Source organism: Azospirillum sp. UENF 111221 (genome assembly GCF_058780625.1).
Map to the genome: position 1 here is coordinate 835325 of NZ_JBSNCH010000001.1, position 26304 is coordinate 861628.

Sequence of the window (26304 nt, forward strand, 5' to 3'; positions counted from 1 at the left end):
TCGGATTCCCTCCGGCTTCCAGCCCGTTCGGTGGAATGGGACTGCTGTGACGAGGACGGCGGCCTCAGCCGTCCTTGCGGTCGCCCTGCCGGTCGCCCGGGGGTTTGCCGCCGCCGTCGCCGGTCCAGTCGTCGGTCAGATACTCCTGCGAGCGGCTGATCTCTTCGACTTCCGCGCGGGAAGGCGGCTTCGGCACCTGGGCCTGACCGGACTGGCGGTCGCCGGTCGCTCGGCCGTCCGTACTTTGGCCGCCTGTAACTTGGCCGTCTGCTATTTGACCGTCTGCGGGGTCGGTGGTGCGGGGCATCGGCGCCTCCTTGTCAGCCGGGTATCAGTCCCAGCAAACAGGGGCAAGCCGTCAATGTTGCACCACCGGCCCGGCCTGCGGACCGTGATGCGCTCAGTGGGCGGCGTCGGCGACGGTCACCGGCATGGTCTTGACCATCTCCAGGGCGACGGCGGCACGGGCCTCGTCGGCGGCCAGGATGGCGTTCGGGTTCATCTGGGCGACCGCGGCGACGGCGGCGAACAGGATGGCGCCGACAACAATGCGGGCAATGGCGAACTTGGCGGCGAACTTGGCGGATTCGACATCATACGGGGTCATGGCGGTCTTCCTTCAGTATCGGGTTTTGAATTCCGGCGGCCGGTGTCGCGGCCTGTTGAGGAAGATATTGACACGATCCCGCATGCGCAAAAGAGGAGACATCACATTGCTGTACTGGCTCTTTCGCATTGCAGCATAGCGCTGCGAAAGACGGCGATGAAGCCAATTCTTAAAGCAGATTTACGTTTCGCAGCGCTCTATCGGGGATTATGGGGCTTTCGCAGCGCTATTACTGCTCGCTGTCTGCCCCCATTTAAAACATGTGGTGCGCGGTCGTCAAATGACAACGGCCCGGCGCCGATTCCGCACCGGTATCAGCGGCCGGGCGACAGGCGCTCCGCGCTGGCCTTCAGCGTGTCGATCATCACCTGCTGCGCCTCCTCCGTCGTGTCGGCGGGGACGACGAAGCAGATGGTGGCGATGCAGCGGCCGGACGGATCGCGGACCGGGGCGGCAAGGCAGGTGGTGAAGCGGTCGACCAGCGCCGTGGTGCGGACATAGCCCTGGGTGCGGGCGCGGCGCATGTCCTCCAGGAACTCGTCCTCGGCGATGCGGCGGCCGTCGGGCAGGGTGAAATCCTCCGACGGGATGAAGCGCCGGATCTCCTCGGCATCCAGGTGATCGACCAGCAGACGGCCGGACGCCGTCCAGGGGATCGGCACCTTGATGCCGATCTCGGAGCTGATGCGGAACATGCGCCGCCCCGGCTCATTCAGCACGACCAGATACTTGTCGCCGTCCAGCGTGCAGAACTGCGCGGTCTCCCCCACCGTCTCGGCGATGTGGGCGACCTCCACCCGCGCCTTGCGGATCAGGTCGACGCTGTCGAGGTAATCGCTGCCGTAGTAATGCATCGCCGGCCCGAAATAGACCGTGCCGTCGCCGTCGCGCAGCTCCAGCCAGCGCGCCTCCACCAGCGTGTTGACCAACTCGTACATGGTCGAGCGCGGGGTGCCGGTGTCGCGGGCGATGTCGGCGATGCGCGTCGGAGCGCGCCGGTCGTGCAGATGCTCCATCAGCGCGATGACACGGTCGATGCCGCGGGCGCGGCCCGTCGGCTTTTCCGCAGATCTGCTTCTCCTCGGCCTGCTTCACCGCTGCTTCGCCGCTTTTCATCGATCCACGCTCCCTGGTCGTCGCACAACCGATTAGCACGCGGATTTTCGGCTTGCCAGCGGTCTTTGTCCGATATACCGTTCGCTTGTCTGGAATACAAGACCGACGTCCGAGATTTCGGACAAACGGTTCGGGAGACGGAAATGACAGGGATCACGCGACGTCTGTTCAACACCGCCCTCGGCACGACGCTGGCCGCAGGCGGGCTTTCCACTGGAATTCTCGGAAGCTGGACCACCCCTGCGCTGGCCCAGCAGGGCGGCGCATCGGTCGTCACGGTCGCCACCATCGGCGAGCCGCCGACGCTGGACCCGGTCGGCACCACGTCCGACCTCGTCAGCATCATCACCCAGCACATGTTCGAGACGCTGTTCACCTTCGACGGCGACTGGAAGCTGGCCCCGCTGGTGGCCTCGGCCCTGCCGCAGGTGTCGGCGGACGGCAAGACCTACACCATCCCGCTGCGCAGCGGCGTCACCTTCCATGACGGCAGCACCGTCACGGCGGACGACGTGGTCGCCTCGCTCGACCATTGGACCAAGGCCTCGCCGCGCGGCAAGACCGTCGCCCCGCTGGTGGAGAGCATCGCCGCCAAGGGTGCGGACGCCGTCGTCATCGCGCTGAAGGAGCCCTTCGCGCCCCTGACGCGCGCTGCTGGCGATGAACAACGGCGCCGCCGCCATCGTGCCGAAGTCGGTGATCGACGGGCCGGGCGCCCTGAAGTCGCTGATCGGCACCGGCCCCTACAAGCTGCTGGAGCACAAGCCCGACCAGTATATCCGGCTGGTGCGCCACGACGCCTACGCCTCGCCCGCCGGCACGCCCAGCGGCTATGCCGGCAGCCGCAAGGCCAACATCGGCGAGGTCCGCTTCGTCCCGGTGCCCAACGCCGCCACCCGCGTGTCGGGCGTCCTGGCCGGCCAGTACCAGTTCGCCGACAGCCTGCCGGCGGAAACGCTGGCGCGCATCAAGGGGGCTGCCGGCGTCAAGCCGGTGATCGTCAAGCCGTTCGGCTTCCCGCTGATGATCATGAACACCAAGACCGGCGTGATGGCGAACCCGAAGGTCCGTCAGGCGGTCCTGGCGGCGCTGGAGCCGAACGACATGCCGCTGGCCGGCTTCGGCGATCCCGAGTTCGTCCAGGCGGAAGGGTCGATCTACGCCCAGGGCACGCCCTATTACGATGCGGCCAGCGCCAAGCCCTACAGCGACCATGCGGCCGGCAAGGCGGCGGAGCTGCTGAAGGCCGCCGGCTACAAGGGCGAGCCGATCCGCATCATGACCTCGGTGCAGTACGAGTTCCTGTACAAGATGAGCATGGTGGCCCAGGCCCAGCTCGAACTCGCCGGCTTCAAGGTCGATTTGCAGGTGCTGGACTGGGCGACGCTGCTGCAACGCCGCGGCGACGACAAGGGGTGGGAACTCCTTCTTCACCTACCACACCTTCGTGCCGGAACCGTCGCTGATCACCGTGCTGAACCCCAGCTATCCCGGCTGGTGGGACAGCCCGGCCAAGAAGGAGGCGCTGGCCGCCTTCAACCGCGAGATGGATCCGGCGGCGCGCAAGGCGAAGTGGGTGACACTGCAGTCGCTGTTCTACAGCGAGGTGCCGAGCATCAAGGTCGGCGAGTTCTACAACCTCGCCGCCAGCAGCGACAAGCTGACCGGCTACACCCCGACGCCCTGGCCGTTCTTCTGGAACACCGACCTGAAGGGCTGAGGGTCGGGATAAGCCACTTTCCCAGCCACCCCCCCTCCCCCCCCGGGGAGAGGGTCGGGGGAGGGGGATGCACAGCGTGGAGCCTGGGGAACGATCAGAGCGTCGCAATTCTTGCAAATTCACGACGCGCGTCCCCCTCACCCTAACCCTCTCCCCGGGGGGAGAGGGGGACTCCGCTCAGGCGATACTTCCTGCTACGGTCCGGGACCGCAACCACGCTCGTTTACATCGTCCGCCGGTTCGCCGGCATGATGGTCGTCATGCCTGCTCGTCGCCATGGCTGGTCTTCCTGATCGCCCGCGTCGTGCCGGGCGATCCCGCCGCCGTCATGCTGGGCTCCTCCGCCACGCCGGAGGACATCGCGGCGCTGCGCGGCCGGCTCGGGCTCGACGAGCCGCTGCTGACGCAGTTCCTGCTCTATCTCGGGCAGATCGTCCGCTTCGACTTGGGCGAGTTCATCTTCCTCAACCGCCCGGTGGCGCAGGCGCTGGCCGAGCGGTCGGAGCTGACCGGGCTCTTGACCATGATGTCGGTGGGCATCGCCATGCTGATCGGCGTGCCGGTCGGCATCCTGTCGGCGGCCAAGCGCGGCGGTCTGGTCGACCAGACCGCGGTCGGGCTCGCCATGCTGGCTGCCAGCATCCCCAGCTTCTGGATCGGGCTGACGCTGATCAAGTATCTGGCGGTCGACCATGCTTGGTTCCCGGTCGCCGGCTGACGGCCCGCCCGACGCCGACCTGCTGGAGCGCATGCGCCATCTGGTTCTGCCGGCCATCGCACTCGGGATTCCCAACTCGGCGCTGATCCTGCGCTTCACCCGCACCAGCATGCTGGACGTGATGAGCCACGATTACGTCCGCACCGCGCGGGCCAAGGGGCTGCCGCCGCTGGTCGTCGTGCTGAAGCATGCGCTGCGCAACGCGATGATCCCGATCCTGACGGTGATCGGCCTGACCACCGCGGTGATGATCGCCGGTGCCATCGTGACGGAAACCGTGTTCGGCCTGCCCGGCGTCGGCAACCTGATCGTCTCGGCCGTGCTGCGCCGCGATTATCCGGTGATCCAGGGCGCCCTGCTGGTGGTGTCCGCCATCTATGTGCTGATCAACCTGACGGTCGACCTGCTCTACGCCGGTGGTCGATCCGCGGGTCCGTTATTGAGAGGGAGGGTTTCGATGGCAAGCGTCCCCGCCGGTCACGGCAACGTCCCCCTTCCCTCCTCGGCCAAGCCGCAGAACAGCCGGTCGCCGGCCGCCCTGCTGCTGCGCCAGCTGTTCCGCCGCCGGCTGGTGGTGCTGTCCTTCCTGATCATGCTGGCGATCCTGGCGGTGGCACTGCTGGCGCCGTGGATCACCCCCTTCAACCCGATGAAGATGGACATCCTCGGCCGGCTGAAGCCGCCGACCGCCGCCCACTGGTTCGGCACCAGACGAGTATGGCCGCGACGTGCTGTCCCGCGTGATGCTGGGCGCCCGGCTGTCGCTGCTGGTCGGCCTGCTGGTGGTGGTGGTGGCGACGCTGCTCGGCACGCTGCTGGGGCTGGCCGCCGGCTATATCCGGCCGCTGGACGGGCTGCTGATGCGGCTGACCGACGCGCTGATGGCCTTCCCCGACATCCTGCTCGCCATTGCCTTCATGGCGGCGCTGGGGCCGTCGCTCTACAACGTCGTGCTGGCGCTCGGCATCGTCTACACCCCGCGCGTCGCCCGCGTGGTGCGCGCCGCCTGTCTCGTGGTGCGCGAGATGCCCTTCATCGAGGCAGCGACGGCGCTGGGGGCCTCCACCCCGCGCATCGTCTTCCTGCACATCCTGCCCAACCTGATATCGCCGATCCTGGTGCAGGCCACCTTCATCTTCGCCTACGCCATCCTGACGGAGGCGGCGCTGTCCTTCCTCGGCGTCGGCGTGCCGCCGACCACGCCGACCTGGGGCAACATGATCGCCAGCGCCCAGCAGTATTTCCAGCAGGCCGACTGGCTGATCCTGTTCCCCGGCTGCGCCATCGTCCTGACCGTTCTGTCGCTCCAGATCGTCGGCGACGGGCTGCGCGACGCGCTCGACCCCCGGCTCCAGAAGGCGAAGTGAGATGACCGATACGCTTCTCATCAAGGGCGCCCGCGTCATCGACGGCACCGGCGCCCCCTGGTTCCCCGCCGACGTGCTGGTGGAGCGCGGACGCATCGCCGCCGTCGGCCCGATGCTGGACGCCCCGGACGCCGAACCGCTGGAGGCGCAGGGCCGCTTCCTCGCCCCCGGCTTCATCGACGCCCATTGCCACGACGATTTGATCCAGCTGCGCCAGCCCGGCCGGCCGGAGAAGGTGGCCCAGGGCGTCACCACCGTGGTGGTCGGCAACTGCTCCTTCGGCCTCTACCCGCAGAGCCCCGACAGCGGCGCCCCCTTGCGCGAGCATTTCGGCAACCTGCTGGGCACGGTGACGACCCAGGAGACCTTCGCCGATTTCGCTGGCTACCGCGCAGCACTCGACGGACGCGGCACCGCCATCAACCTCGTCTCGCTGGTCGGCCACGCGGCCCTGCGCCTCGCCGTCATGGGCTGGCAGAACCGCGCCGCCACGACGGACGAGCGCGAGGCGATGGTGGCCCTGCTGGCCGACCAACTGCGCCAGGGCGCACATGGCCTGTCGCTCGGCCTCGTCTATCCGCCCAGCGCCTGGGCCGACCGCGCCGAGCTGGTGCGGCTGGCGGAGGTGGTGGCGGAGAATGGAGCGCTGCTGACCGCCCATGTCCGCTCCTACGAGGGCGGGCTGATCGCCTCGGTGGACGAGTTCCTCGACCTGCTGAAGGCGGGAGGAGCGAGCGGCCTGCTCTCCCACCTGCAAGCCGCCGGGAGGCCCTATTGGGGCAGCCTGCCGCGGGCGGTGGAGCGGCTGGAGATCGCCCGCAAGGGCGGCACCGACGTCAGCTTCGACATGTACCCCTACCCGGCCGGCTCCAGCACCATCCTGCAACTGCTGCCGCCCTCGGCGCTGGCCGGCGGGGTCGAGGCGCTGCTGGCGCGGATGGCCGATACGGAAGGGCTGGCGGCTCTGCGCCGGGCGGTGGAGAACGGCGAGGCGCCGAATGACGCCGGCTGGGAATCGAAGATCCGCCTGATCGGCTGGGAGAATGTCCGCATCGGCGGCGTTTCGGCAGATGACCTGCGCACCCTGGAAGGGCTGTCGCTGACCGAAATAGCCGATGTGGCGAAGGAACAGCCCTTCGACACGCTGGTCTGCCTGATCCGCGCCGACCGCGGCCGCACCAACATCGTCATGTTCCAGCTGGCCGAGGCCGATCTGGAGACCGCGCTGTCGCACCCGCTGCACATGCTGGGCTCCGACGGGCTGCCGCGCGAGACCGGCAAGCCGCATCCCCGCGCCTTCGGCAGCTTCCCGCACTATCTCGCCCGCGCGATCCGGGGCGAGGGCGGGCTGGGGCTGGAGGATGCGGTGCGCCACATGACCGCCGTCCCGGCCCAGCGTTTCGGCCTGTCCGACCGCGGGCTGGTCCGGCCGGCATGGTGGCCGATTTGACCCTGTTCACCGCCGACGTGGCGGATTGCGCGACCTTCCAGGACCCGACGCGCCCGCCCCACGGCATCACCGACGTGCTCGTCGCCGGACAATTCGTCCTGCGCGACGGCGGGCACACCGGCGCGCGTCCGGGCAAGGCCCTGGCCCGCGCCTGATCTTTCAACCTGTGAGGACCGAATGACCCACCGCAAGCCGATCTTCGCCGAAGGGTGCGAAGCCCGCCGGCCAGTACAGCCACGCCATCGTCGCGAACGGCTTCGTCTATGTGTCGGGCCAGGGGCCGCACCATCCGGAGACCGGCGCGCTGCCCGAGGATTTCGCCGGCGAGGTGCGCCAGACCCTGCGAAATCTGGAGATCATCCTGAAGGCCGCCGGCACCGACCTCGCCCATGTGGTGAAGGTCAACAGCTACCTCAGCGACCTCGGCCGCTTCCAGGAATACAACGCGCTCTATTCGGAATTCTTCCCGACCGAGCCGCCGGCCCGCACCACCATCGGCTGCCAGCTGAACAACATCCAGGTCGAAATCGACTGCATCGCCGTCCTGCCCCAAGCGTAAAACAAGGCGGCGTAAGGTTCAGAGTACATGGCCGATCCCATGGCGCCGCCGCCAGGTATCGGCCCATTCCCCGAATTCGTGTTCCGGAGCGGTCCCATGCGCGTCGACGATCTCGACACCCCCGTCCCCGTCATCGACCTCGACCGGGTCGAGCATAACCTGACCAAGATGCAGGCCTATTGCGACCGGCACGGGTTGGCGCTGCGCCCGCACATCAAGACCCACAAGCTTCCCCAATTCGCCCTGCGCCAGATCGAGCTGGGCGCCGTCGGCATCACCTGCCAGAAGATGAGCGAAGCGATGGTGATGGCCGAGGCCGGCTGCGCCGACATCCTGCTGACCTACCCCATCGTCGGCGCCGCCAAGGTGTCGCCGCTGGCGGATCTGGCGGGCAAGACCAGGCTGACGGTGGCGCTCGACAACGCCGTCGCCCTCGACACCGTGGCCGCCGCCGCGGCGGAGGCCGGCGTCGAGATCGGCATCCTCGTGGAGTTCGACAGCGGCGACGGCCGTTGCGGCGTGCAGACCCCCGGACGAGGTGCTGACGCTGGCCCGCCGCGCCGCCGGCAACGGCCTGACCCGCTTCCGTGGCCTGATGACCTACCCGCGCGGCCCCCGCACCGTGCCTTTCGTCACCGAGACGCGCGCCCTGCTGGAGGGATCCGGCATCGCGGTGGAGACGGTGTCGGTCGGCGGCACCCCCGGCTGCTGGGACACGCACGAGCTTCCCGGCGTGACCGAGCTGCGCGTCGGCACCTACATCTACCACGACCGCGCCACGGTGGGCGCCGGGGTGGCGACGCTGGACGAGTGCGCCGTGCATGTCCACGCCACCGTGGTCAGCCGCCCCGCCCCCGACCGCGCCGTTCTCGATTGCGGCAGCAAAGTCCCTGTCGAGCGACCGCGTCGCCCCGTCGGTGGGGGAAGGTTACGGCCTGATCCTTGACTACCCCGACGCGGTGATCGTCCGCGTCAACGAGGAGCATGCGGTGGTCGACCTCAGCCGGAGCGCGGCGAAGCCGCAGATCGGCGACCGCGTGCGCATCCTGCCCAACCATGTCTGCGTGGTGACCAACCTGCACGACCGCATGGCGATCACCCGCAACGGCGAAGTCGTCGGCGACTGGCCGGTGCCGGCGCGCGGCTGCACCCGCTGATCCGTCTCAGTTAGCCCAAGTTCCGGGATGCCGTCATGGACGCTGACCTCACGCTCGACATCCGCAACCTGCAAACCCACTTCACCGCCGATCCCGGCGTGTCGAAGGCGGTGGACGGCGTGTCCTTCGCCGTGCGCCGCAACGAGACGCTGGCCGTCGTCGGCGAATCCGGCAGCGGCAAGTCGGTGACCAGCCTGTCGGCGATGCGGCTGATCCCGACGCCGCCGGGCATCATCGCCGGCGGCGAGATCCTGTTCCGCGGCCGCGACGGGCAGGTGCGCGACCTCGCCCGCCTCAGCGAGCGCGCCATGCGCCGCGTCCGCGGCAACGAGATCGGCATGATCTTTCAGGAGCCGATGACCTCGCTGAACCCGGTCTACACCGTCGGCGACCAGATCGGCGAGGCGCTGCGCTACCACCAGGGCCTCGACCGCCGGGCGGCGCGGGCCGAGGCGCTGGCCATGCTGAAGAAGGTCGGCATCCCGGCGGCGGAGCGGCGGCTGGACGAGTATCCGCACCAGATGTCGGGCGGCATGCGCCAGCGCGTGATGATCGCCATGGCGCTGGCCTGCCGCCCCACCCTGCTGATCGCCGACGAGCCGACCACCGCGCTCGACGTGACCATCCAGGCGGCAGATCCTCGACCTGATGCGGCGGCTTCAGGAGGAGACCGGCACCTCGATCCTGTTCATCACCCACAATCTGGGCGTGGTGGCCGAAGTGGCGCACCGGGTGGTGGTGATGTATTCCGGCCGCATCGTCGAGGAGGGCGATGTCCGCTCCCTGCTGAAATCGCCCAGGCACCCCTACACCCGCGGGCTGCTGGCCTGCATGCCGCATCTGGGCCAGCGCCGAGGCGACGGCGGCCGGCTCTACGCCATCCCCGGCAGCGTGCCGAGCCCGGTGAACCGCCCGGCCGGCTGTACCTTCGCCCCGCGCTGTGCGCTGGCCGAACCCGCCTGCCTCGCCGCCGAACCCGTTCTGGAGCCGGTCGGCCCCGACCATTCCGCCCGCTGCCGCCGTTGGAGAGACGTGCAATGAGCACCGATACCGTTACCGAACAGCCCCTGCTGAGCGTCCGCAATCTGGAGAAGCGCTTTGCGGTGCGCGGCGGGCTGCTGCAACGGCCGGTCGGCTGGGTGAAGGCGGTGGACGATCTGTCCTTCGACCTGAACCGCGGCGAGGTGCTGGGGCTGGTCGGCGAATCCGGATCGGGCAAGACCACCGCCGGGCGCAGCATCCTGCGGCTGATCGAGCCGACCGGCGGCTCCATCCGCTTCAACGGGCAGGAGATCACCGGCCTGGGCACGGCAGAGATGCGGGCGCAGCGCCGCCGCATGCAGATCGTCTTCCAGGACCCCTATGCCAGCCTCGACCCGCGCCAGCGCGTGCGCGAGGTGATCGGCGAGGCCCTGACGATCCACGGCATCGGCACCCGCGCCGACCGCCGCGACCGCGTGGCGGCGCTGCTGGAGAAGGTGGGCCTGAGCGCCGACGCCATGGACCGCTTCCCGCACGAATTCTCCGGCGGCCAGCGCCAGCGCATCGGCATCGCCCGCGCGCTGGCGGTGGAGCCCGACTTCATCGTCGCGGACGAGCCGGTGTCGGCGCTCGACGTCTCGGTGCAGGCGCAGGTGGTCAACCTGCTGGGCGATCTGCAGCGCGAGCTGGGGCTGGCGGTGCTGTTCATCGCCCATGATCTGGCGGTGGTGCGCTACATCAGCGACCGGGTGGCGGTGATGTATCTCGGCCGCCTGATGGAGATCGCGCCGAGCGACAGCCTGTACGAGCGTCCGCGCCACCCCTACACCATGGCCCTGCTGTCGGCCGCCCCCGACCCGGACCCCGACGCGCCGAAGACCCGCATGCTGCTGGACGGCGACGTGCCGAGCCCGATGAACCCGCCGTCCGGCTGCGTCTTCCGGACGCGCTGCCCGTTCGCGCTGCCCGCTTGTGCCGAGCCGGAAGCCCGGGCGCTGCGCGAGGTGGCGCCGGGGCATTCGGTGGCTTGCATTCGGGATGATGTGGGGGTGGGGTGAGGGGCCGTTGTTGGGCAACGACCGGTGAGAAGTTTCTGGTCATGATTCCGGTCGGAGAGGACCGTTACTCGATCCACGCTAACTGAAATTAGCCTTACAATTATCCAAGGTATTTCGCGATGATTTGCTTCGCAGTTCGATCCAAACTCGGATAAATAGTTGACTCCTTTATGCCCAGCATCTGAAGGCTTTTCCGTACAGCAGACGTTTTATCTTTGTCAACTCGATACCTTTTTATCTGAAAGGAAGGATGTTTGTTCAATTCTTCTTCGACTCCAAATATCAAAAACGCGCCATCTTGAGCTCTAATTCTTGGGTTGCTTAACTTAGGAGAAACAACGAATATATTAGATAGATGCTCCCTCTTTATCCTCTCAGTGAAATTTGGTCTCTTTTGCACGATGAAGTCAAAAAGCCTTTTCCCGGCATCACTATTTTTGAGAGAGTCATCATCTCTGCATTCTTTGACCGCTTTTTGCTCTGAAGCGGTCAGATTTGCAAGATTTGATATACAATGAACAGTATCTGAATCGTAGTACTTAAACTGCTGCATTTCAACGGTTATTGATATAACTTCGGCATGATCCTTATTATCGATTTCGCACGCGAAGAACAAAGCAACAAGAGGATTATAAGTAACATCAAGAAGGCGAGTTGGAAGTCCGTAATGCTGCATTCTCACAAGATTTTCAAAAACGTTAACGTCATCAGCAAAATCTTCAGGATGCCTTGTAATCAGCTCCCTCAGTATGTATTTTCTCTGAGATTTTACCTTAGAGTTGTTATCTCTAAAAATGGCTGGTTTAAGTTTATGCCTAAAGGACGTATGACCTCTGTAAAGGGTAATTTTCCCTTCTTGCTGTCCATCTTTCTCAATGGCCTGGAGTATATCCCATAGGCTTTCCATCGGCGCGGGGGCTGGAGGCCTTCCTCTTCTTCCAGATGATGAAGAACCCTGCCCATCTATTTCAACGTCTGTATCATCAGATACTTTATCCACGACGATCTCCACACAGAAGCAAGCCTAACACACTTTCAAAACTTCGAGTTTGCTTGATGGATATTACTTATTTGAATTTACACCTCGTTTTAAAATGAAGCACTTGCATAAATACAATTTAAGATACAGCTTTCTTTCAGGTCAATAGTTTTCAGCGTATATGTCGGCTTTCCGTTGATTAAAGGTTGATAATCCGCACAAGATTATTCTACCGCCGACATTCTCCGCCCCACTCAAACAGATTTTTGCTCCCCTCACCCCCGCCGCGCCGCCTCGATAGCCGCCACGTCGATCTTCGTCATCCCCATCATCGCCTCGAACGCCCGCTTGGCCTCATCCCCGCCCGCCGCCAGCGCATCGGTCAGCACGCGGGGCGTGATCTGCCAAGAGATTCCCCAGCGGTCCTTGCACCAGCCGCAGGCGCTCTCCTGGCCGCCGTTGCCGGTGATGGCGGTCCAATAGCGGTCGGTCTCCTCCTGGTCGTCGGTGGCGATCTGGAACGAAAACGCCTCGCTGTGGGTGAAGGCCGGGCCGCCGTTCAGGCCGAGGCAGGGGAGGCCGGCGACGGTGAACTCGACCGTCAGAACGTCGCCCGCCTTGCCGGACGGGTAGTCGGCGGGGGCGCGGTGGACGGCGGTCACCGTGCTGTCGGGGAAGGTCTCGGCATAGAAGCGGGCGGCGGCCTCGGCGTCCTTGTCGAACCAGAGGCAGATCGTGGTCTTGGCGACGGCCATGGCGGGTCCTTTCGCGCTGGAACCGAACCGGCCGGGCGCGGGGTCGAACGGGCCGGCCCCTCCCGGTCCGACACCATACCGTGTTCAGTAGGGCTTCACCACCACCAGCGTCACGATGGCGATGGCCCCGGCGATCACCGCCAGCGGAGAGAAGCGCAGCAGCGGCGACACCGGCCGCGCCCCCGGTTCGCCCAGCCGGCGCAACCCGGCGGCGATCTTGCCGTGCAGGGCGGACAGGATGAGGACGATGATGACCTTCGCCACCAGCCACGGCTCGAAGCCCCAGCCGCCGACCACCACCAGCGTGATGCCCAGCAGCCACGCCAGCCCCATCGCCGGGGAGGTCACGCGGCGCTCCCAGCGGGCCATGGCGCGCAGCAGGCGGGCCGGTCCTTCCTCGACGGCGGTCGCGGGGTCCAGGGCGCTGATCAGGATGGCGGCGGCGGACATCCCCAGGATCCAGAGCGTCACCGCCGTGACGTGCAGCCCGATAAGCCAGATATACACCGCGACCGTCCTTCAAAAGCCCGGCCCGACCTCGCGTCAGGCGCCCACTTGCAGGATGATCTTACCGCGGCCGTGGCCGGAATCGAGCCGTTCGTGCGCCTTGCCGACCTCTTCCAGCGGCAGAACGGCGTCGACGATCACCTTGGCCTGTCCGCGCACGAACAGCGGCGCCATCTCGCGCAGGCGGGCGCCCTCGCGGGTCAGGAAGGTGCCGTAGAGGGTCTGGTTCTTCACATAGAGCGCGTTCAGGTCGCCGGTCGGCGGCAGGATGGTGGCGATGCGGCCGAAGGGACGCGTGACCTGCGTGCTCAGCGGCACATTGCCGCCGGCGGTGTCGAAGGACGCGTCCACCCCTGCCCCGCCCGCTTCGCGCAGGATTTGGTCTGCCACGTCGGCGTCGCGGTAGTCGAGCGTCACGTCGGCGCCGAGATCGCGCATCGCCTCGTGGTTGGCCTTGCTGGCGGTGGCGAGCACGCGGGCGCCGGCCGCCTTGGCGAACTGGATGGCGAAGCTGCCGACGCCGCCGGCCCCGCCATGGATCAGTACCGTCTCGCCCGGCCGCACCGCCAGACGCCGCACGATGGCCTCCCACGCCGTGCCACCGGCCAGCGGGATGCCCGCCGCCTCGACGTGGGAAAGGCCGGGCGGCTTGTGGGCGACGATTGACGCGGCGGCGACGGTGTATTCGGCATAGCTGCCGTTGGGGTTGCCGAAGATCTCCGGGGTGTAGAACACCTCGTCGCCGGCCTTGAAGCCGGTCACGCCGGGGCCGGCCTCCTCGACCACGCCCGACACGTCATAGCCGAGCACCGCGGGAAAGGGGATGCCGGCCCAGTTGCCGGCCTGACGGATCTCTGGCGTCCACCGGGTTGGTGCCCGACGCCACCACGCGGACCAGCAGTTCGCCCGGACCCGCCACCGGGCGCGGCCGGTCCTGAAGCTCGAACACGTCGGGACCGCCGAACCGTGAAATCACCATCGCACGCATGCCGCCATCCTCCGTTCCGGCTGTTGCACTGGAAAAGCAGCAACGTGGATCGCGGACCCCGCCTGTCCAGCGGGGGAGAGAGGGGACTTCTTCGGGGAGGGTCAGCCGATGCGGAACTCCTCGCGGTGGATCGCGGTCATCGGCAGCCCCTCCGGCCCGATGGCGCCGCGATACATGCCGGAGCAGTTGAAGGGCAGAGCCACCCGGCCGTCGCGGTCGATGGCGATCAGGCCGCCGGAGCCGCCGATCACGCCCAGCTCGTCCACCACGTCGCCGGCAGCGCGCTCCAGGGTCTGGCCGGCCCAGCGCATGCGGGCGTCGATCTCGTGGGCGGCGCAGCGGCGGATAAAATGCTCGCCATGGCCGGTGGCGGAGACGGCGCAGGTGATGTTGTCGGCGAAGGTACCGGCGCCGATCACCGGGCTGTCGCCGACCCGGCCCTTGGCCTTGGCGGTCATGCCGCCGGTCGAGGTGGCGGCGGCGAGGTTGCCGTCGCGGTCGCGGGCGACAGCGCCGACGGTGCCGTGGCGGCGCTGCTCGTCCCCATCGTCGGGGGCGTTGGAGCGGCGGCGCTCCAGCTCGGCCTGGAGGGCGTCCCAGCGCGGCTGGGTGAAGAAATAGGGGGCCTCCTCCATCGCCAGACCCTGGCGGCGGCAGAGATCGAGCGCGCCCTCGCCGATCAGCAGGACATGCTCGCTGTGCTCCATGACGGCGCGGGCGGCCAGAATGGGGTTGCGCGGGCCGAACAGGCCGGCCACCGCCCCGGCGGCGCGGTCGCGGCCGTCCATGATGGCGGCGTCCATCTCCTGCACGCCCTCTGCGGTGAAGACGGCGCCGCGGCCGGCGTTGAACAGCGGCTCGTCCTCCAGCGCCATCACGGCGGCGGTCACGGCGTCGAGCGCGCTGCCGCCGTCGGCCAGCACCTCGTGCCCGGCGGCCAGCGCCCGGCGCAGGCCGGCGTGGTAGCCCTCGGTCAGCGCCGGGGTCAGGGCGCTGCGCTTGATGGTGCCGGCGCCGCCATGGATGGCAAGAGCGAAGGGCTGCGGGTGCGAAAGGGTCATGGGTGCGGGTCTCAGCGCAGGGTGGCCGACATGGCGGACAGGGTGTTGATCCAGCCGAGTGCTGCGGCCATGCTGGCGGCCGGCAGGCGGATGGTGACAGGATCGAGCCGCTCCGACACCGGGATCAGCGACGCCAGATCGGCCAGTGCCGGGCTGTTCATCTCGATCTCCAGCCGGTAGGGCGCACCATCGGCCTGCGGCGGGACGCGGAAGGGCGGGATGCTGGACGCCCGGCGGACGGCGCGGCTTGCGGCTTCGCGGATGCGGTCGCGGGCGACCGACGGGGCGACGGAGCGGGCGGCGCGCTGGCCCAGCGCCTGCTTGACCACCACCCGTTCGGCATCGGGGAACAACGGGGCCATCTCGACGGCGAAGCGGTCGTCGCCGCTCAGCAGGATCACCGGCACGCCGATCTCGCCGGCATAGGCGCCGTAATTGCCGGCCTCCCCCAGCTCCAGCCCGTTCACCCGGACGCGGCCGAAGGCGAAGCTGTTGGTGGTGTGGGCGAGGATGCCGTACTGGCGCGCCGAGGTGTGGAAGCCGACGCACATCACGCCCGCCGCGTCCGGCTCCAGCCCGGCGAACATGCCGATGGGCTTCGGCCGGCCAAGGATCAGCTCGGCGGCGGGGTGCAGTTCGTCGGGCAGCAGGTTGACCATCGGGCCGTGGCTGTCGTTGACCAGGATTTCGCTGGCCCCGGCCTCCAGCGCGCCGTCGATGGCGGCGTTGACCTCGGCGGTCATCAGGCGGCGGGCGCGCTCGTATTCGGCATTGCCCGGCGTCACCTGCTGCTGGGAGACCACGCCGGCCACCCCTTCGATGTCGGCGGAAATGTAGATCTTCACGGAGTGCTCCCGGAGGTGAGCGTATCGGACAGGCAGGGCCGGGTGGCGCCGTCGCGGCCGACCACCGGCGTGGCGGCGGCGAGAGCGTCGAGGACGGCCTCCTGCGTCGCGTCGGCCATCGCCTCGAACAGCCTGTCGATGCGGTGTTCGTTCACCATGCGCAGGGCCAGGATGTCGGCCCGCTCGTCATGGTCGATGCGGTTGGCGGTGGTGAAGCCAAGCGCGATGTCGCCGCTGCCATGGCCCCAGAAGGACCCCACCCGCGCCAGCCCGACCCCGGCGCGGCGGATCACCCGGCGCAGCTGGCGGTGGTCGAGCGGCACGTCGGTGGCGGCGATGACGATGACGGAGCCCTTCTCCGGCGCATCGTCCTGCGCCGGCGGGGCGACGCGGCGGCCGTCCGGCAGGCGCAGCTCACCGGGTCGGCCGAAATTCGCCAGCACCAGCACGCCGAGGTGATGACGCTTGCCGTCCAGCTTCAGCCGGCGCGACGCGGTGCCGATGCCGCCCTTGAAGCCGAAACAGGACATGCCGCGCCCGGCCCCGACCGATCCGACCGCGACCTCGGCACCGTCCGCTTCCGACAGGGCGGCGGCGAGCGCAGCGGCGGCGTTGGCCTCCGTCACCGCCAGTGCCTGGATGTCGTTCAGCGGGCCGTCGTTGCACTCCATCACCAGCGGATTGACGGTGGCGGTGCTGCGGCCGATGTCGGGATTGGCGGCGATGGCGTGGCGGACCAGGGCGGTGGAGGCGGTGCCGACCGACAGGGTGTTGGTCAGCAGGATCGGGGTTTCCAGCGCGCCGAGTTCCTCCACCTGCATCAGCCCGACGCTCTTGCCGAATCCGTTCAGCACCTCCGCCGCGGCGACGGGCTTGTCGCGGTAGAGGTTGCCGGCATGGGGCAGGATGGCGGTGACGCCGGTCTGGACGGCGCCGTCATCGAGCGTGACGTGAGCGATGCGCACGCCCGGAACGTCGGTGATGGCGTTGCGCGGCCCCGGCGTCAGCCGGCCGCAGGCGAGCCCGAAGGCCCGCGCGCGTCTCGCCGGTTCAGCGCAGTTTGGGGTCGAGGGCATCGCGCAGTCCGTCGCCGAGCAGGTTGAAGGCCAGCACCGTCAGGAAGATGGCGAGGCCGGGATAGAAGGTGACATGGCTGGCGACGCCGATGTAGCTGCGCCCGTCGGCCAGCATGGCGCCCCATTCCGGGCTGGGCGGCTGGGCGCCGAGGCCGATGAAGCTGAGGCTCGCCGCCGTCAGGATCGAGGTGCCGATGCGCATCGAGACATAGACGATCACACTGGGCAGCGTGCCGGGCAGGATGTGACGGACCATCAGCAGCCGGTCGCGCACGCCGATTGCGCGGGCGGCATCAACATAGACCGCGCGCTTCAGCGACAGCGTGCTGCCGCGCACCAGACGGGCGAAGACGGGAACGCTGAAGATCGCCACCGCATAGATGACGTTCTCGATGCCCGGCCCGAGGATGGCGACGATGCCGATGGCCAGCAGGATGCCGGGGAAGGCCAGCAGCACGTCGCAGACGCGCATGATCAGGCTGTCGATCCAGCCGCCGCGGAAGCCGGCGATCAGACCCAGCGCCACGCCGGCCACCCCGCCCAGCAGCACCGACAGCAGCCCGACCGACAGCGAGATGCGGGCACCCCACAGGATGCGGCTAAAGATGTCACGGCCATAAGCGTCGGTGCCGGCCCAATGGTCGGCCGAGGGGCCTTCCAGGATGCGGTCGTAATCGAAGGCCGCCGGGTCGAAGGGGGCGATCAACGGTGCCGCCGCCGCGGCCAGCGCCAGCGCCAGCAGACAGAAGCCGGCCGCCATGGCGGTGCGGTTGCGCCGGAACTTGCGCCAGAACTCGCGCAGCGGCGAGCGGACGGCTTCATGAGTTGCGGCGGCCACGCCGGTTGCGTCTGTCGTGGTCATGAGTAGCGAATCTCGGGGTTGGCGAAGGCGTACAGCACATCGACCAGCAGGTTGATGATGATGAACTCCAGCGAGAACAGCAGGATCTCCGCCTGGATGACGGTGTAGTCGCGGTAATTGACGCTATCCACCAGCAGCCGGCCCAGACCCGGCCAGGAGAACACCGTCTCCACCACGATGGACCCACCGAGCAGGAAGCCGAACTGCAAACCGACCATGGTGATGATCGGGATCAGTGCGTTGCGCAGCGTGTGCTTCCACACCACCAGCCGGGCCGGCACGCCCTTGGCCCGCGCGGTGCGGACATAATCCTCGCGCGCGATCTCGATGAAGGCGGAGCGGGTGAAGCGCGCCATGACAGCGGCGACGCCGAGGCCGAGCGTCAGCGACGGCATGACGTAATGCTGCCAGGTGCCGTAACCGCTGGTCGGCAGCCAGCCGAGCTTGACCGAGAACAGGTCGATCATCAGCAGACCGAGCCAGAAGGACGGAAAGGCGATGCCCGACACCGCGACGATCATGCCGACATGGTCCTGCCAGCGCCCGCGCTTGGTGGCGGACGCCACGCCGATCAGCAGCCCCGCCAGCGTCGCCCACACCATGGCGACGACGGTGAGGTAGAGCGTGGGCAGGAACCGTTCGCCGATCTCCTGCGACACCGGCCGCTTGGACTTCATCGACCGCCCGAACTCGCCCTGCACCGCATTGCCGAGGAAGCGTCCGTACTGCACCCACAGCGGCTGGTCGAGACCGAGATCCTGGCGCACCAGTTCGACGTCCTGCTGGGTGGCATCCGGCCCGGCGACCAGCCGCGCCGGATCGCCCGGCAGCAGATGGACGAAGCCGAAGACGAAGACGGAGATCACCAGCAGAACCGGCAGGATGCCAGCAAGACGGCCGACGAGATATTTCAGCATGGGGCAGAGGTCCTGGGTAGGCAGAGAAAAGATGCCCCCTCCCCGCTATCGGCGGACCGAAGGTCCGCCTGTCGCGTCAGCGCAAACGAAGTTTGCGCGAGAGCGGGGAGAGAGGGCGATTTTTCACATCACTGCAGGTCGGCCTCTTCCATCTGCAGGCCGCCGTCGGCGACGTAGTAGAAGCCGGTCAGCTTCTTCGACTTGCCGGCCAGCAGGTTCTCGACGCCGAGGAAGATCCAGGGCGCGTCCTTCCAGATCTGCTCCTGGGCGACACGGTAGGCCTCGGCGCGCTTGGCGGTGTCGGCGGTGCCGATGCCGGTCTCGATGGCGGCGTCGACGGTGTCGTTCTTGTAGTAGGCGACGTTGAAGAACTTCGGCGGGAAGCCCTTGCCCCACAGCAGCGGGCGCAGGCCCCAGTCGGCGTCGCCAGTCGAGGCCGACCAGCCGCCATACTGCATCTGCACCGTGGCATCCTCCGGCTTCTCGACGCCCCAGACGCGGGCGGTCTCGACGCCGGATTCGAGCGGGGTGACGGTCAGCTTGACGCCGATCTGCGACAGCTGCTGCTGGACGAACTGCATGCCGCGGATGAAGTTGGTGCTGTTGCGGCCGAACATCTCGGCCTCGAAGCCGTTCGGATAGCCGGCTTCGGCCAGCAGCGCCTTCGCCTTGGCGAGGTCGTAGGTGTACTGGTTGGGCTGGGCGACGTGGAAGCCCAGCTTGGACGGGATTGCCGAATCCAGCGGGCCGGCATAGCCGCGATAGACCACCTTGGCGTAGGCGTTCTTGTCGATGGCGTAGTTCAGCGCCTGACGGACGCGCGGGTCGTTGAACGGCTTCTTCATGGTGTTCATCGCCACATAGCGGGCGATGATCGACGGGGCGTCGATCAGCTCAAGCTGGTTGTTGGCTTCCACCATCTTCACCATCTCGGGCGGCAGCGGATAGATGAACTGCGCCTCGTTGGTCTGGAGCATGGCGATGCGGCTGCCGTTCTCCGGCACGCTCTTCAGCGTGACGTGGTCGATCTTCGGCAGGCCCGGCTTCCAGTATTTGTCGTTCTTCTCGACCTTGAGGGTGTCCGCTTCCCAGCTGACGAACTTGTAGGGGCCGGTGCCGACCGGGTGGCGGCCGATCTCCTTGCCGAAGGTCTCCAGCGCCTTCGGGCTGTGGATCATCGCGCCGGGGTGGGCGAGGTTGTTGTTCAGCGCGCCGAAGGGCTGCGCCAGCTTCAGCGTGATCGTGTAGTCGTCGACCACCACCGTCTCGGCCAGCATCGCCAGCAGGCTCTGGCGCTTCAGCCGGTTGGCCGGGTTGGCGAGGCGGTCGAAGTTGGTCTTCACCGCCTGGGCGTTGAAGGGCGTGCCGTCATGGAAGGTGACGTTCTTGCGCAGGCGGTAGGTGTATTCGGTGGCGGTGTCGTTGACGGTGAAGCTTTCCGCCAGCAGCGGCACCAGCTTCATGTCCTTGTCGAAGCCGAACAGGCCCTGGAGCATGGTGCGGCTGGCCGACTGCGACAGGGTGTCGTTGATGTCGGCCGGGTCCAGCGTCGTGATGTTGTCGGGCAGGCCGACGACCAAATCCTTGGCGGCGAAGGCCGGGCCGGCGAGAGCGGTGCCGGCGAGCAGGCCGGCGAGAAGCGGAAGGGCGAAGCGGTTCACGTGTAGGCTCCCTGCTTTTTTGGTTCGGAAATCGGCAAACTCAGAAGTCGCCGCCCACGGCGTGGCGCGCGACGAAATGGTCGTCGCCGACCGGCACCAGCGGCTGCACCAGCGGCTCGTCGCCGATGCTGCGGATCGGGCTCGGGATCTCGCCGGTCAGCAGCCGCAGGTCGCGGGTGCGGCGGCTGGGATCGGCGACGGGCACCGCCGCCATCAGGCGGCGGGTGTAGGGATGCTGCGGATTCTCGAACACGGCGCGGCGGGGGCCGAGTTCGACGATCTGGCCGAGATACATCACCGCGACGCGGTGGCTGACCCGCTCCACCACCGCCATGTCGTGGCTGATGAACAGGTAGGACAGGCCGCGCCTGGCCTGGAGTTCCATCAGCAGATTGACGATCTGCGCCTGGATCGACACGTCGAGCGCCGCCACCGCCTCGTCGGCGATGATCAGCTTGGGGTCGCAGGCGATGGCGCGGGCGATGCAGATGCGCTGGCGCTGGCCGCCGGAGAATTCGTGCGGATAGCGGCGCGCGTGTTCCGGCTTGAGCCCCACCTGGGTCAGCAGTTCCGCCACCCGCTCCTCGACGGCGCGGCGGCGCGACAGGCCGGGCCTGGATGCGGGCGCATAATCGTGGACCAGCATCGGCTCGGCGACGCTGAAGCCGACGGTCATTCGCGGGTTCAGCGAGGCGAAGGGATCCTGGAAGATGTACTGGATCTTCTCCTTCAGCTTCGCCTGACCGTTGGAATCGAGCGTCGCGGTGTCGAGCCCGTCGAAGCGGATGGTTCCGGAGGTGGCGGCCTGGAGACCCATGATGGTGCGGCCGGTGGTCGACTTGCCACAGCCGGACTTGCCGACCAGCGCCAGCGTCTCGCCCGGACGGACGGCGAAGCTGACCTTCTCCACCGCATGGACGCGGGCCTTCAGCGAGCCGAAGATACCCTTGCGCACGTCGAAGCGGGTGGTGAGGTCGCGCACCTCCAGCAGCGGGGCGTCGGCCGCGCGCACGGTGTCCTGCACCGGCGGCGGGGCCGGCGGCGCAGCCTCCGCCTTGGCGTCATCGACCACCAGCAGCGGGAAGCGCACCGGCAAGTCCTGGCCGCGCAGCGCGCCCAGCTTCGGCACGGCGGACAGCAGCGCCTTGGTGTAGGGGTGCTGCGGCGCCTGGAAGATGCGCTCGACAGGCCCCTCCTCCACCTTGCGGCCGCGCCACATCACGACGACGCGGTCGGCCACTTCGGCCACCACGCCCATGTCGTGGGTGATGAAGATGACGCCCATCCCCATCTCGTCCTGCAACAGCCGGATCAGCCGCAGGATCTGCGCCTGGATGGTCACGTCGAGCGCCGTGGTCGGCTCGTCGGCGATCAGCAGCGACGGCTTGCAGGACAGCGCCATGGCGATCATCACGCGCTGGCGCATGCCGCCCGACAGCTGGTGCGGGTGGCGGTCGAGCAGCCGTGCCGGTTCGGGAATGCGCACCTTCTCCAGCATGCGCAGGGCCTCCGCCCGCGCCGCCTTGCGGTCGAGCCCCTGGTGCAGCATCACCGCCTCGGCGATCTGGTCGCCGATGGTGAAGACCGGGTTCAACGACGTCATCGGCTCCTGGAAGACCATGGCGATGTCGTTGCCGCGCATGTCGGTCAGCGCTTCGGCCGGCGGCGTGGCGAGGTCGCGCTCGCGCCCGTCACGACCCTTGAAGCGGATGCGTCCGCCGACGATGCGCCCGCCGGCATAATCGACCAGACGCATCAGCGACAGCGAGGTCACCGACTTGCCGCTGCCGGATTCGCCGACGATGGCGACCGTCTCGCCGGGCGCCACGGTGAAGCTGACATCGTCGACGACGCGCAGGGGCCCGTTGTCGCCGTCGAAGGCGACGCTCAGCCCCTCGACCGACAGCAGGGCCGGCGCGGTGTAGACCTCTTTCGCGGCAGCGGCCACATTCATCGCCCCAGCCTTTCGGCGAACAGCGAGAACAGGCGGCGCCAGACCATGCCCGGCGCGCCGCTGCCGACCGGCTTGCCGTTCAGGCTGGTGACGGGCGTGATCTCCTTGGTGGTGCTGGCGATCCAGATCTCGTCGGCGGCCTCAAGCTCCGCCGCCGGGATGTCGCGCTCCTCCAGCCGCAGGCCGGCCTCGGCGGCCAGCCGCAGGATGACGATGCGGGTGATGCCCTGGAGGATGCGGTTGTCGTTGACCGGGGTGGCGATGACGCCGTCCTTCACCACGAAGATGTTGGTGGCGGCCCCTTCGGTCACCAGACCGTCGCGCAGTTGCAGCGCATCGACCACGCCGGCATCGGTCGCCGCCTGCTGCGCAAGCACGCTGCCCAGCAGCGCCACCGTCTTCAGGTCGCAGCGGCCCCAGCGGATGTCGGGGATGGTCATGGCGGCGACGCCCTGGTCGCGCCACGCCGCGGGCGGGCGCTTCAGCGGGCTGGCCATGCCGAACACCGACGGGGTGACGCCGGCCGGGAAGGCGTGGCCGCGGCTGGCCGCGGCACCGCGGGTGACCTGGAGATAGACCGTCAGGTCGCCGTCGATGCCCGACTCCGCCGCCAGCCGCTCCATGATGCCCAGCCAGTCGCCGGCCGACAGCGCGCAGTCGATGCGCAGTTCCGCCATGCCGCGTTGCAGGCGGGCGATGTGGGCCTCCGGCTCGAACAGGCGGCCATTGTAGGCCGCGGTCACCTCGTAGAGGCCGTCGGCGAACAGGAAACCGCGGTCCAGCGGCGACACATGGACCTCGTTCAGCGGCAGGTAACGCCCGTTCCAATAGGAGATCGTCATCGCTTTCCAACTTCTTCGGCGCGTGGAGGGGGAGGCCCCGGTTGATCGGCCCGGATCACTCCGTCGGGCGGTTCGATTTCGGCACGACGTGGAGGTAGGGCAGGATGCGTTCGGCGACGTCGGCGGCCTGCCCGACGCTGTCCGGTCCGGAGCGCGACAGCGCGGTGCCCAGCGCCACGATCAGCGCCATCAGCCCGGTGGGGGAGCTGTGGCGCACGCCATGGTCGGCCCCGGCCAGCAGGGTGACGTCGGCCAGCGGCACGATGGGACTGTCCGGCGCATCGGTCAGGGCGATGGCCTTGGCCCCGCGCTCCCGGCACAGCTGCAGATGCTCGATGGTCCGGCGCGAGTAGCGCGGCGAGGTGATGGCGATCACCAGATCGCCGGGCCTGACCGTCAACAGCCGGCGGATGGTGCGCTCGGTGCCGGCGAACTCGATGGCTTCGCGGACATTTTCGACATAGGGCTCCAGCACGTCGGCCAGGAACAGGGCGAGATAAGCGCTGTCGCCGAGGCCGAGCGCCACGACGCGGCCAGCCTCGCGGATCAGCCGGATGGCGGCCTCGCACTGCTCGGGCTGGAGCAGATCCATGGTGCGGGCGATGTTGCCGGCGTCGCTGGCCAGCGATTCCCGCATGATCTCGGCGTTGGAGGTGTCGCGCTGGACGGCGACGCGCAGCTTTTCCACCGGCGCGAAGGTCGACTCGAAGGCGCGCAGCAGATCCTCGCGGAACTCCGGAAAGCCGTCATAGCCGAGGAAGCGGGCATAGCGGTTGACCGACGCCACCGACACTTCCGCCGCCGCCGCCAGCTCGCCGATCTTCAGGGTCGCGGTGCGGAAGGGATAGGCCAGCGCCCACTCCCCCACCTTGGCGAGGGCGGCCGGAAGCTGCTGCTGGCAGTTCTGCATGCGGATCAGCAGCGATCCCGTTCGAATGGGCGGCTCCATCCCCCGATCCCCCTCGACTGCGTCGGCACGGCCCTTGTGAGTACAGAGTTACAGGAATGGCATATTTCTGTAAATCCATTTTCACATATGGCCGTATGCGGTGCGTGCGGGGGCCAAGCCGTCAGCGGGAACTGTCGCGAAGGAGTCGATCGGAACGGTTCAGCCAGTCTTCCAGTTTTTGCGGCCGGGCGGCGCGGGCCGGCGGCGGTGGCGGACTGGGATCGGCGTCCGCCGCTGCCGGGATGGAGGCTGATTGCGGCGGGCGGTCCAGCGGGGCACCGGCGCCGACGGTGCCGCGGGCGTCGACCCGCGGGCGGTAACGGCGGCCGTCGGCGGTGACGAACTCGCCCTCTCCGGTCGGGCGGTTGCGCTGGAACCGGCCGACATATTTGTTGCCGCTGGGGAAGGTGAGCGTGCCGAAACCGGTCCGGCGGTCGTCCTGCCACTCCCCCTCATACACGCGGCCATCGGCCCAGACATGGGTCGCCTGCCCCGAGACAAGACCGTCGCGGAAATTCCCGTCGAGGCGGCGGCCGTCGCGCCAGGTGACGCGCCCCTGCCCTTCCATCCGCCCGTCGACCAGCGTGCCCTCCACCTGCCCGTCGTAGCGGCCGTCATGGAACCAGCTGAGCACGCCGGGCCCGCTGGCCCAGCCGTCCGGGCAGGCGCCGGACCAGCGGACGGTCTTGCGCCGGTCGGGATACTGGTCCCACACCCGGCAGTCGGAGCCCTCGGCGGTCACCGCCCGTTCCGCCAGGGCGGACGCCGGCATAAGCATCACGAGGCAGGGCAGCAGAAGGGCGGCACGGACGGGCATGAAAGCCACCTTTCGCACAAGAACGGGGATGCAACCTCCAACCGTCCCTGTCCGGATTCGGTTCCGAAATGCCTGTTTTCGTATGTCTCCAGCCTCTTCCTTATCGTTTGTTAACGATGTTTGCCGCAATTATCGCGCATCGTTGGAATCGAGCATCGTGAAGGTTAGCAATGGCTCAGAAGGTTCGTGAGGACTACCGGACCCTCACCGGCCCGGAAAAGGCCGCCATCATGATGCTGGCGCTGGGCGAGGAGCATTCGTCCAAGCTGTTCTCCCTGATGGACGACGAGGAGATCAAGGAGCTGTCCCAGGTGATGGCCAACCTGGGCACGGTATCGGCCAACCTGATCGAGCGCCTGTTCGTCGAGTTCGCCGAGCAGATGTCGTCGAGCGGCACCGTCGTCGGCTCCTTCGATTCGACCGAGCGGCTGCTGCTGAAGACCCTGCCGAAGGACAAGGTCGACCAGATCATGGAGGACATCCGTGGTCCGGCCGGCCGCACCATGTGGGACAAGCTGACCAACGTGAACGAGTTGGTGCTGTCCAACTACCTGAAGAACGAATATCCGCAGACCGTCGCCGTCGTCCTGTCCAGATCCGCTCCGACCATGCCGGCCGCGTGCTGGCGCAGCTGCCGGAAAGCTTCGCGATGGAAGTCATCATGCGCATGCTGCGCATGGAGGCGGTGCAGAAGGAGGTTCTGGACGACGTCGAGCGCACGCTGCGCACCGAGTTCATGACCAACCTCGCCCGCACCAGCCGGCGCGACAGCCACGAGATGCTGGCGGAAATCTTCAACGGGCTGGACCGCACCACCGAGCACCGCTTCATGGCTGCCCTGGAGGAGCGCAACCGCGACAGCGCCGAGCGCATCAAGTCGCTGATGTTCACCTTCGAGGATCTGTCGAAGCTCGACCCCTCGGGCGTCCAGACGATGCTGCGGACGGTCGACAAGCAGAAGCTCGGCACCGCGCTGAAGGGGGCGTCGGAGTCGCTGAAGGACCTGTTCTTCTCCAACATGTCCGAGCGCGCCGCCAAGATCCTGCGCGAGGACATGGCAGCGATGGGACCGGTCCGCGTCCGCGACGTGGACGAGGCGCAGATGTACATGGTGCAGCTGGCGAAGGATCTGGCCGCCCGCGGCGAGCTGGTCCTGGCCGAGGGCAGCGGCGAGAACGAGCTGATCTACTGACCGGCGGGTGCGGTTGCCGCCGATAAGCGGCGGGCGGCGCTGACTTTTTTCCCGCCGGGCCTCACAGGGGGTTTGACGGACGGTCCGGAACGGTGAACCTTTGGAGTCCGATCAAGGGCGGGATCAGGGGAGCGGCTGCCGCTCTCCTCCGACCGGCCAGAAGGCC

27 protein-coding genes and 4 pseudogenes are annotated in these 26304 nt (G+C 67.7%); 13 read left to right on the forward strand and 18 right to left on the reverse strand.

What is annotated here, in order from left to right; translation table 11 throughout:
- Positions 1-64 precede the first annotated feature (64 nt).
- From ACWPN3_RS03690 to ACWPN3_RS03700, 3 genes are all read right to left on the reverse strand, one after another.
- On the reverse strand, positions 65-307 hold the full coding sequence (locus tag ACWPN3_RS03690; RefSeq protein ID WP_199237611.1) for a hypothetical protein: 243 nt from the start codon (positions 305-307) through the stop codon (positions 65-67).
- A gap of 93 nt (positions 308-400) precedes the next feature.
- Positions 401-607, reverse strand: coding sequence for a hypothetical protein (locus ACWPN3_RS03695; RefSeq protein WP_109447644.1), 207 nt, complete (start codon positions 605-607; stop codon positions 401-403).
- Between the two features lie 314 nt (positions 608-921).
- Complete coding sequence (locus tag ACWPN3_RS03700; RefSeq protein ID WP_492261096.1) at positions 922-1623, reverse strand: IclR family transcriptional regulator; 702 nt, start codon at positions 1621-1623, stop codon at positions 922-924.
- Between the two features lie 456 nt (positions 1624-2079).
- Between ACWPN3_RS03700 and ACWPN3_RS03705 the strand changes: the two are divergent.
- The 12 genes and pseudogenes from ACWPN3_RS03705 to ACWPN3_RS03760 all read left to right on the forward strand — a co-directional run.
- A pseudogene (locus ACWPN3_RS03705) lies at positions 2080-2307 on the forward strand (ABC transporter substrate-binding protein); the annotation flags it as partial.
- 76 nt (positions 2308-2383) lie between these two features.
- Positions 2384-3589 (forward strand): ABC transporter substrate-binding protein, encoded by a 1206-nt coding sequence (locus ACWPN3_RS03710; protein ID WP_492261097.1) that lies wholly within the window; start codon positions 2384-2386, stop codon positions 3587-3589.
- 158 nt (positions 3590-3747) lie between these two features.
- Positions 3748-4161: an ABC transporter permease gene (locus ACWPN3_RS03715; protein WP_492261098.1), complete on the forward strand. Its 414-nt coding sequence runs from the start codon at positions 3748-3750 to the stop codon at positions 4159-4161.
- 31 nt (positions 4162-4192) lie between these two features.
- Positions 4193-4786: pseudogene (locus ACWPN3_RS03720) on the forward strand (ABC transporter permease); the annotation flags it as partial.
- A gap of 103 nt (positions 4787-4889) precedes the next feature.
- Positions 4890-5528, forward strand: a complete 639-nt coding sequence (locus ACWPN3_RS03725) for an ABC transporter permease (protein WP_492261099.1) — start codon at positions 4890-4892, stop codon at positions 5526-5528.
- Between the two features lies 1 nt (position 5529).
- Entirely contained in the window at positions 5530-6978 is a 1449-nt protein-coding gene (locus ACWPN3_RS03730; RefSeq protein ID WP_492261100.1) for an N-acyl-D-amino-acid deacylase family protein, read from the forward strand.
- Positions 6963-7133, forward strand: a complete 171-nt coding sequence (locus ACWPN3_RS03735; protein WP_492261101.1) for a hypothetical protein — start codon at positions 6963-6965, stop codon at positions 7131-7133. The genes ACWPN3_RS03730 and ACWPN3_RS03735 overlap by 16 nt, the downstream gene beginning before the upstream one ends.
- 110 nt (positions 7134-7243) lie before the next feature.
- Positions 7244-7537, forward strand: coding sequence for a RidA family protein (locus ACWPN3_RS03740; protein WP_492261102.1), 294 nt, complete (start codon positions 7244-7246; stop codon positions 7535-7537).
- A 168-nt stretch (positions 7538-7705) separates the two neighbouring features.
- Positions 7706-8005 (forward strand): annotated as a pseudogene (locus ACWPN3_RS03745) (D-TA family PLP-dependent enzyme); the annotation flags it as partial.
- Positions 8006-8075: 70 nt separating this feature from the next.
- Complete coding sequence (locus ACWPN3_RS03750; protein WP_492261138.1) at positions 8076-8483, forward strand: type III PLP-dependent enzyme domain-containing protein; 408 nt, start codon at positions 8076-8078, stop codon at positions 8481-8483.
- Complete coding sequence (locus tag ACWPN3_RS03755; protein ID WP_492261103.1) at positions 8455-8694, forward strand: hypothetical protein; 240 nt, start codon at positions 8455-8457, stop codon at positions 8692-8694. The genes ACWPN3_RS03750 and ACWPN3_RS03755 overlap by 29 nt, the downstream gene beginning before the upstream one ends.
- 35 nt (positions 8695-8729) lie before the next feature.
- Positions 8730-10733 carry a dipeptide ABC transporter ATP-binding protein gene (locus ACWPN3_RS03760; protein ID WP_492261104.1) on the forward strand — a complete coding sequence of 668 codons (2004 nt, stop codon included), beginning with the start codon at positions 8730-8732 and terminating at the stop codon, positions 10731-10733.
- Positions 10734-10833: 100 nt separating this feature from the next.
- Here the strand turns inward: ACWPN3_RS03760 and ACWPN3_RS03765 are convergent, their stop codons facing one another.
- The 15 genes from ACWPN3_RS03765 to ACWPN3_RS03835 form a co-directional block, all read right to left on the reverse strand.
- Positions 10834-11745, reverse strand: coding sequence for an FRG domain-containing protein (locus ACWPN3_RS03765; RefSeq protein ID WP_492261105.1), 912 nt, complete (start codon positions 11743-11745; stop codon positions 10834-10836).
- A gap of 242 nt (positions 11746-11987) precedes the next feature.
- Positions 11988-12467 (reverse strand): VOC family protein, encoded by a 480-nt coding sequence (locus tag ACWPN3_RS03770; protein ID WP_455179053.1) that lies wholly within the window; start codon positions 12465-12467, stop codon positions 11988-11990.
- A gap of 84 nt (positions 12468-12551) precedes the next feature.
- Positions 12552-12974 carry a CopD family protein gene (locus ACWPN3_RS03775; RefSeq protein ID WP_492242491.1) on the reverse strand — a complete coding sequence of 141 codons (423 nt, stop codon included), beginning with the start codon at positions 12972-12974 and terminating at the stop codon, positions 12552-12554.
- A 36-nt stretch (positions 12975-13010) separates the two neighbouring features.
- A complete protein-coding gene (locus ACWPN3_RS03780; protein WP_492261106.1) occupies positions 13011-13784 on the reverse strand; it encodes a zinc-binding dehydrogenase in 774 nt (257 codons plus the stop codon).
- A complete protein-coding gene (locus ACWPN3_RS03785) occupies positions 13771-13962 on the reverse strand; it encodes a hypothetical protein (protein ID WP_492261107.1) in 192 nt (63 codons plus the stop codon). The genes ACWPN3_RS03780 and ACWPN3_RS03785 overlap by 14 nt, the downstream gene beginning before the upstream one ends.
- Positions 13963-14063: 101 nt before the next feature.
- On the reverse strand, positions 14064-15023 hold the full coding sequence (locus ACWPN3_RS03790) for an isoaspartyl peptidase/L-asparaginase family protein (protein WP_492242489.1): 960 nt from the start codon (positions 15021-15023) through the stop codon (positions 14064-14066).
- Positions 15024-15034: 11 nt separating this feature from the next.
- Positions 15035-15868: a M55 family metallopeptidase gene (locus tag ACWPN3_RS03795; RefSeq protein ID WP_492242488.1), complete on the reverse strand. Its 834-nt coding sequence runs from the start codon at positions 15866-15868 to the stop codon at positions 15035-15037.
- A complete protein-coding gene (locus tag ACWPN3_RS03800) occupies positions 15865-16944 on the reverse strand; it encodes a DmpA family aminopeptidase (protein WP_492242487.1) in 1080 nt (359 codons plus the stop codon). The genes ACWPN3_RS03795 and ACWPN3_RS03800 overlap by 4 nt, the downstream gene beginning before the upstream one ends.
- A complete protein-coding gene (locus ACWPN3_RS03805; protein ID WP_492242486.1) occupies positions 16919-17806 on the reverse strand; it encodes an ABC transporter permease subunit in 888 nt (295 codons plus the stop codon). Before ACWPN3_RS03805 ends, ACWPN3_RS03800 begins: the two co-directional genes overlap by 26 nt.
- Positions 17803-18723 (reverse strand): glutathione ABC transporter permease GsiC, encoded by a 921-nt coding sequence (gsiC, locus tag ACWPN3_RS03810; protein WP_492242485.1) that lies wholly within the window; start codon positions 18721-18723, stop codon positions 17803-17805. The genes ACWPN3_RS03805 and gsiC overlap by 4 nt, the downstream gene beginning before the upstream one ends.
- Before the next feature lie 128 nt (positions 18724-18851).
- Entirely contained in the window at positions 18852-20384 is a 1533-nt protein-coding gene (locus tag ACWPN3_RS03815) for an ABC transporter substrate-binding protein (protein ID WP_174472781.1), read from the reverse strand.
- A 40-nt stretch (positions 20385-20424) separates the two neighbouring features.
- The gene (locus tag ACWPN3_RS03820) at positions 20425-22338 is read right to left on the reverse strand and encodes an ABC transporter ATP-binding protein (protein ID WP_492261108.1); all 1914 of its coding nucleotides are present in this window, start codon (positions 22336-22338) and stop codon (positions 20425-20427) included.
- Entirely contained in the window at positions 22335-23180 is an 846-nt protein-coding gene (locus ACWPN3_RS03825; protein WP_492242483.1) for a D-amino acid aminotransferase, read from the reverse strand. The genes ACWPN3_RS03820 and ACWPN3_RS03825 overlap by 4 nt, the downstream gene beginning before the upstream one ends.
- Positions 23181-23235: 55 nt before the next feature.
- Positions 23236-24129, reverse strand: coding sequence for a MurR/RpiR family transcriptional regulator (locus ACWPN3_RS03830; RefSeq protein ID WP_492261109.1), 894 nt, complete (start codon positions 24127-24129; stop codon positions 23236-23238).
- Positions 24130-24250: 121 nt separating this feature from the next.
- A complete protein-coding gene (locus ACWPN3_RS03835; protein ID WP_492242482.1) occupies positions 24251-24946 on the reverse strand; it encodes an MORN repeat-containing protein in 696 nt (231 codons plus the stop codon).
- Between the two features lie 170 nt (positions 24947-25116).
- On the opposite strand from ACWPN3_RS03835, the pseudogene fliG reads away from it, so the two are divergent.
- Positions 25117-26138, forward strand: a pseudogene (gene fliG / locus ACWPN3_RS03840) (flagellar motor switch protein FliG).
- The last annotated feature ends 166 nt before the right edge of the window (positions 26139-26304 follow it).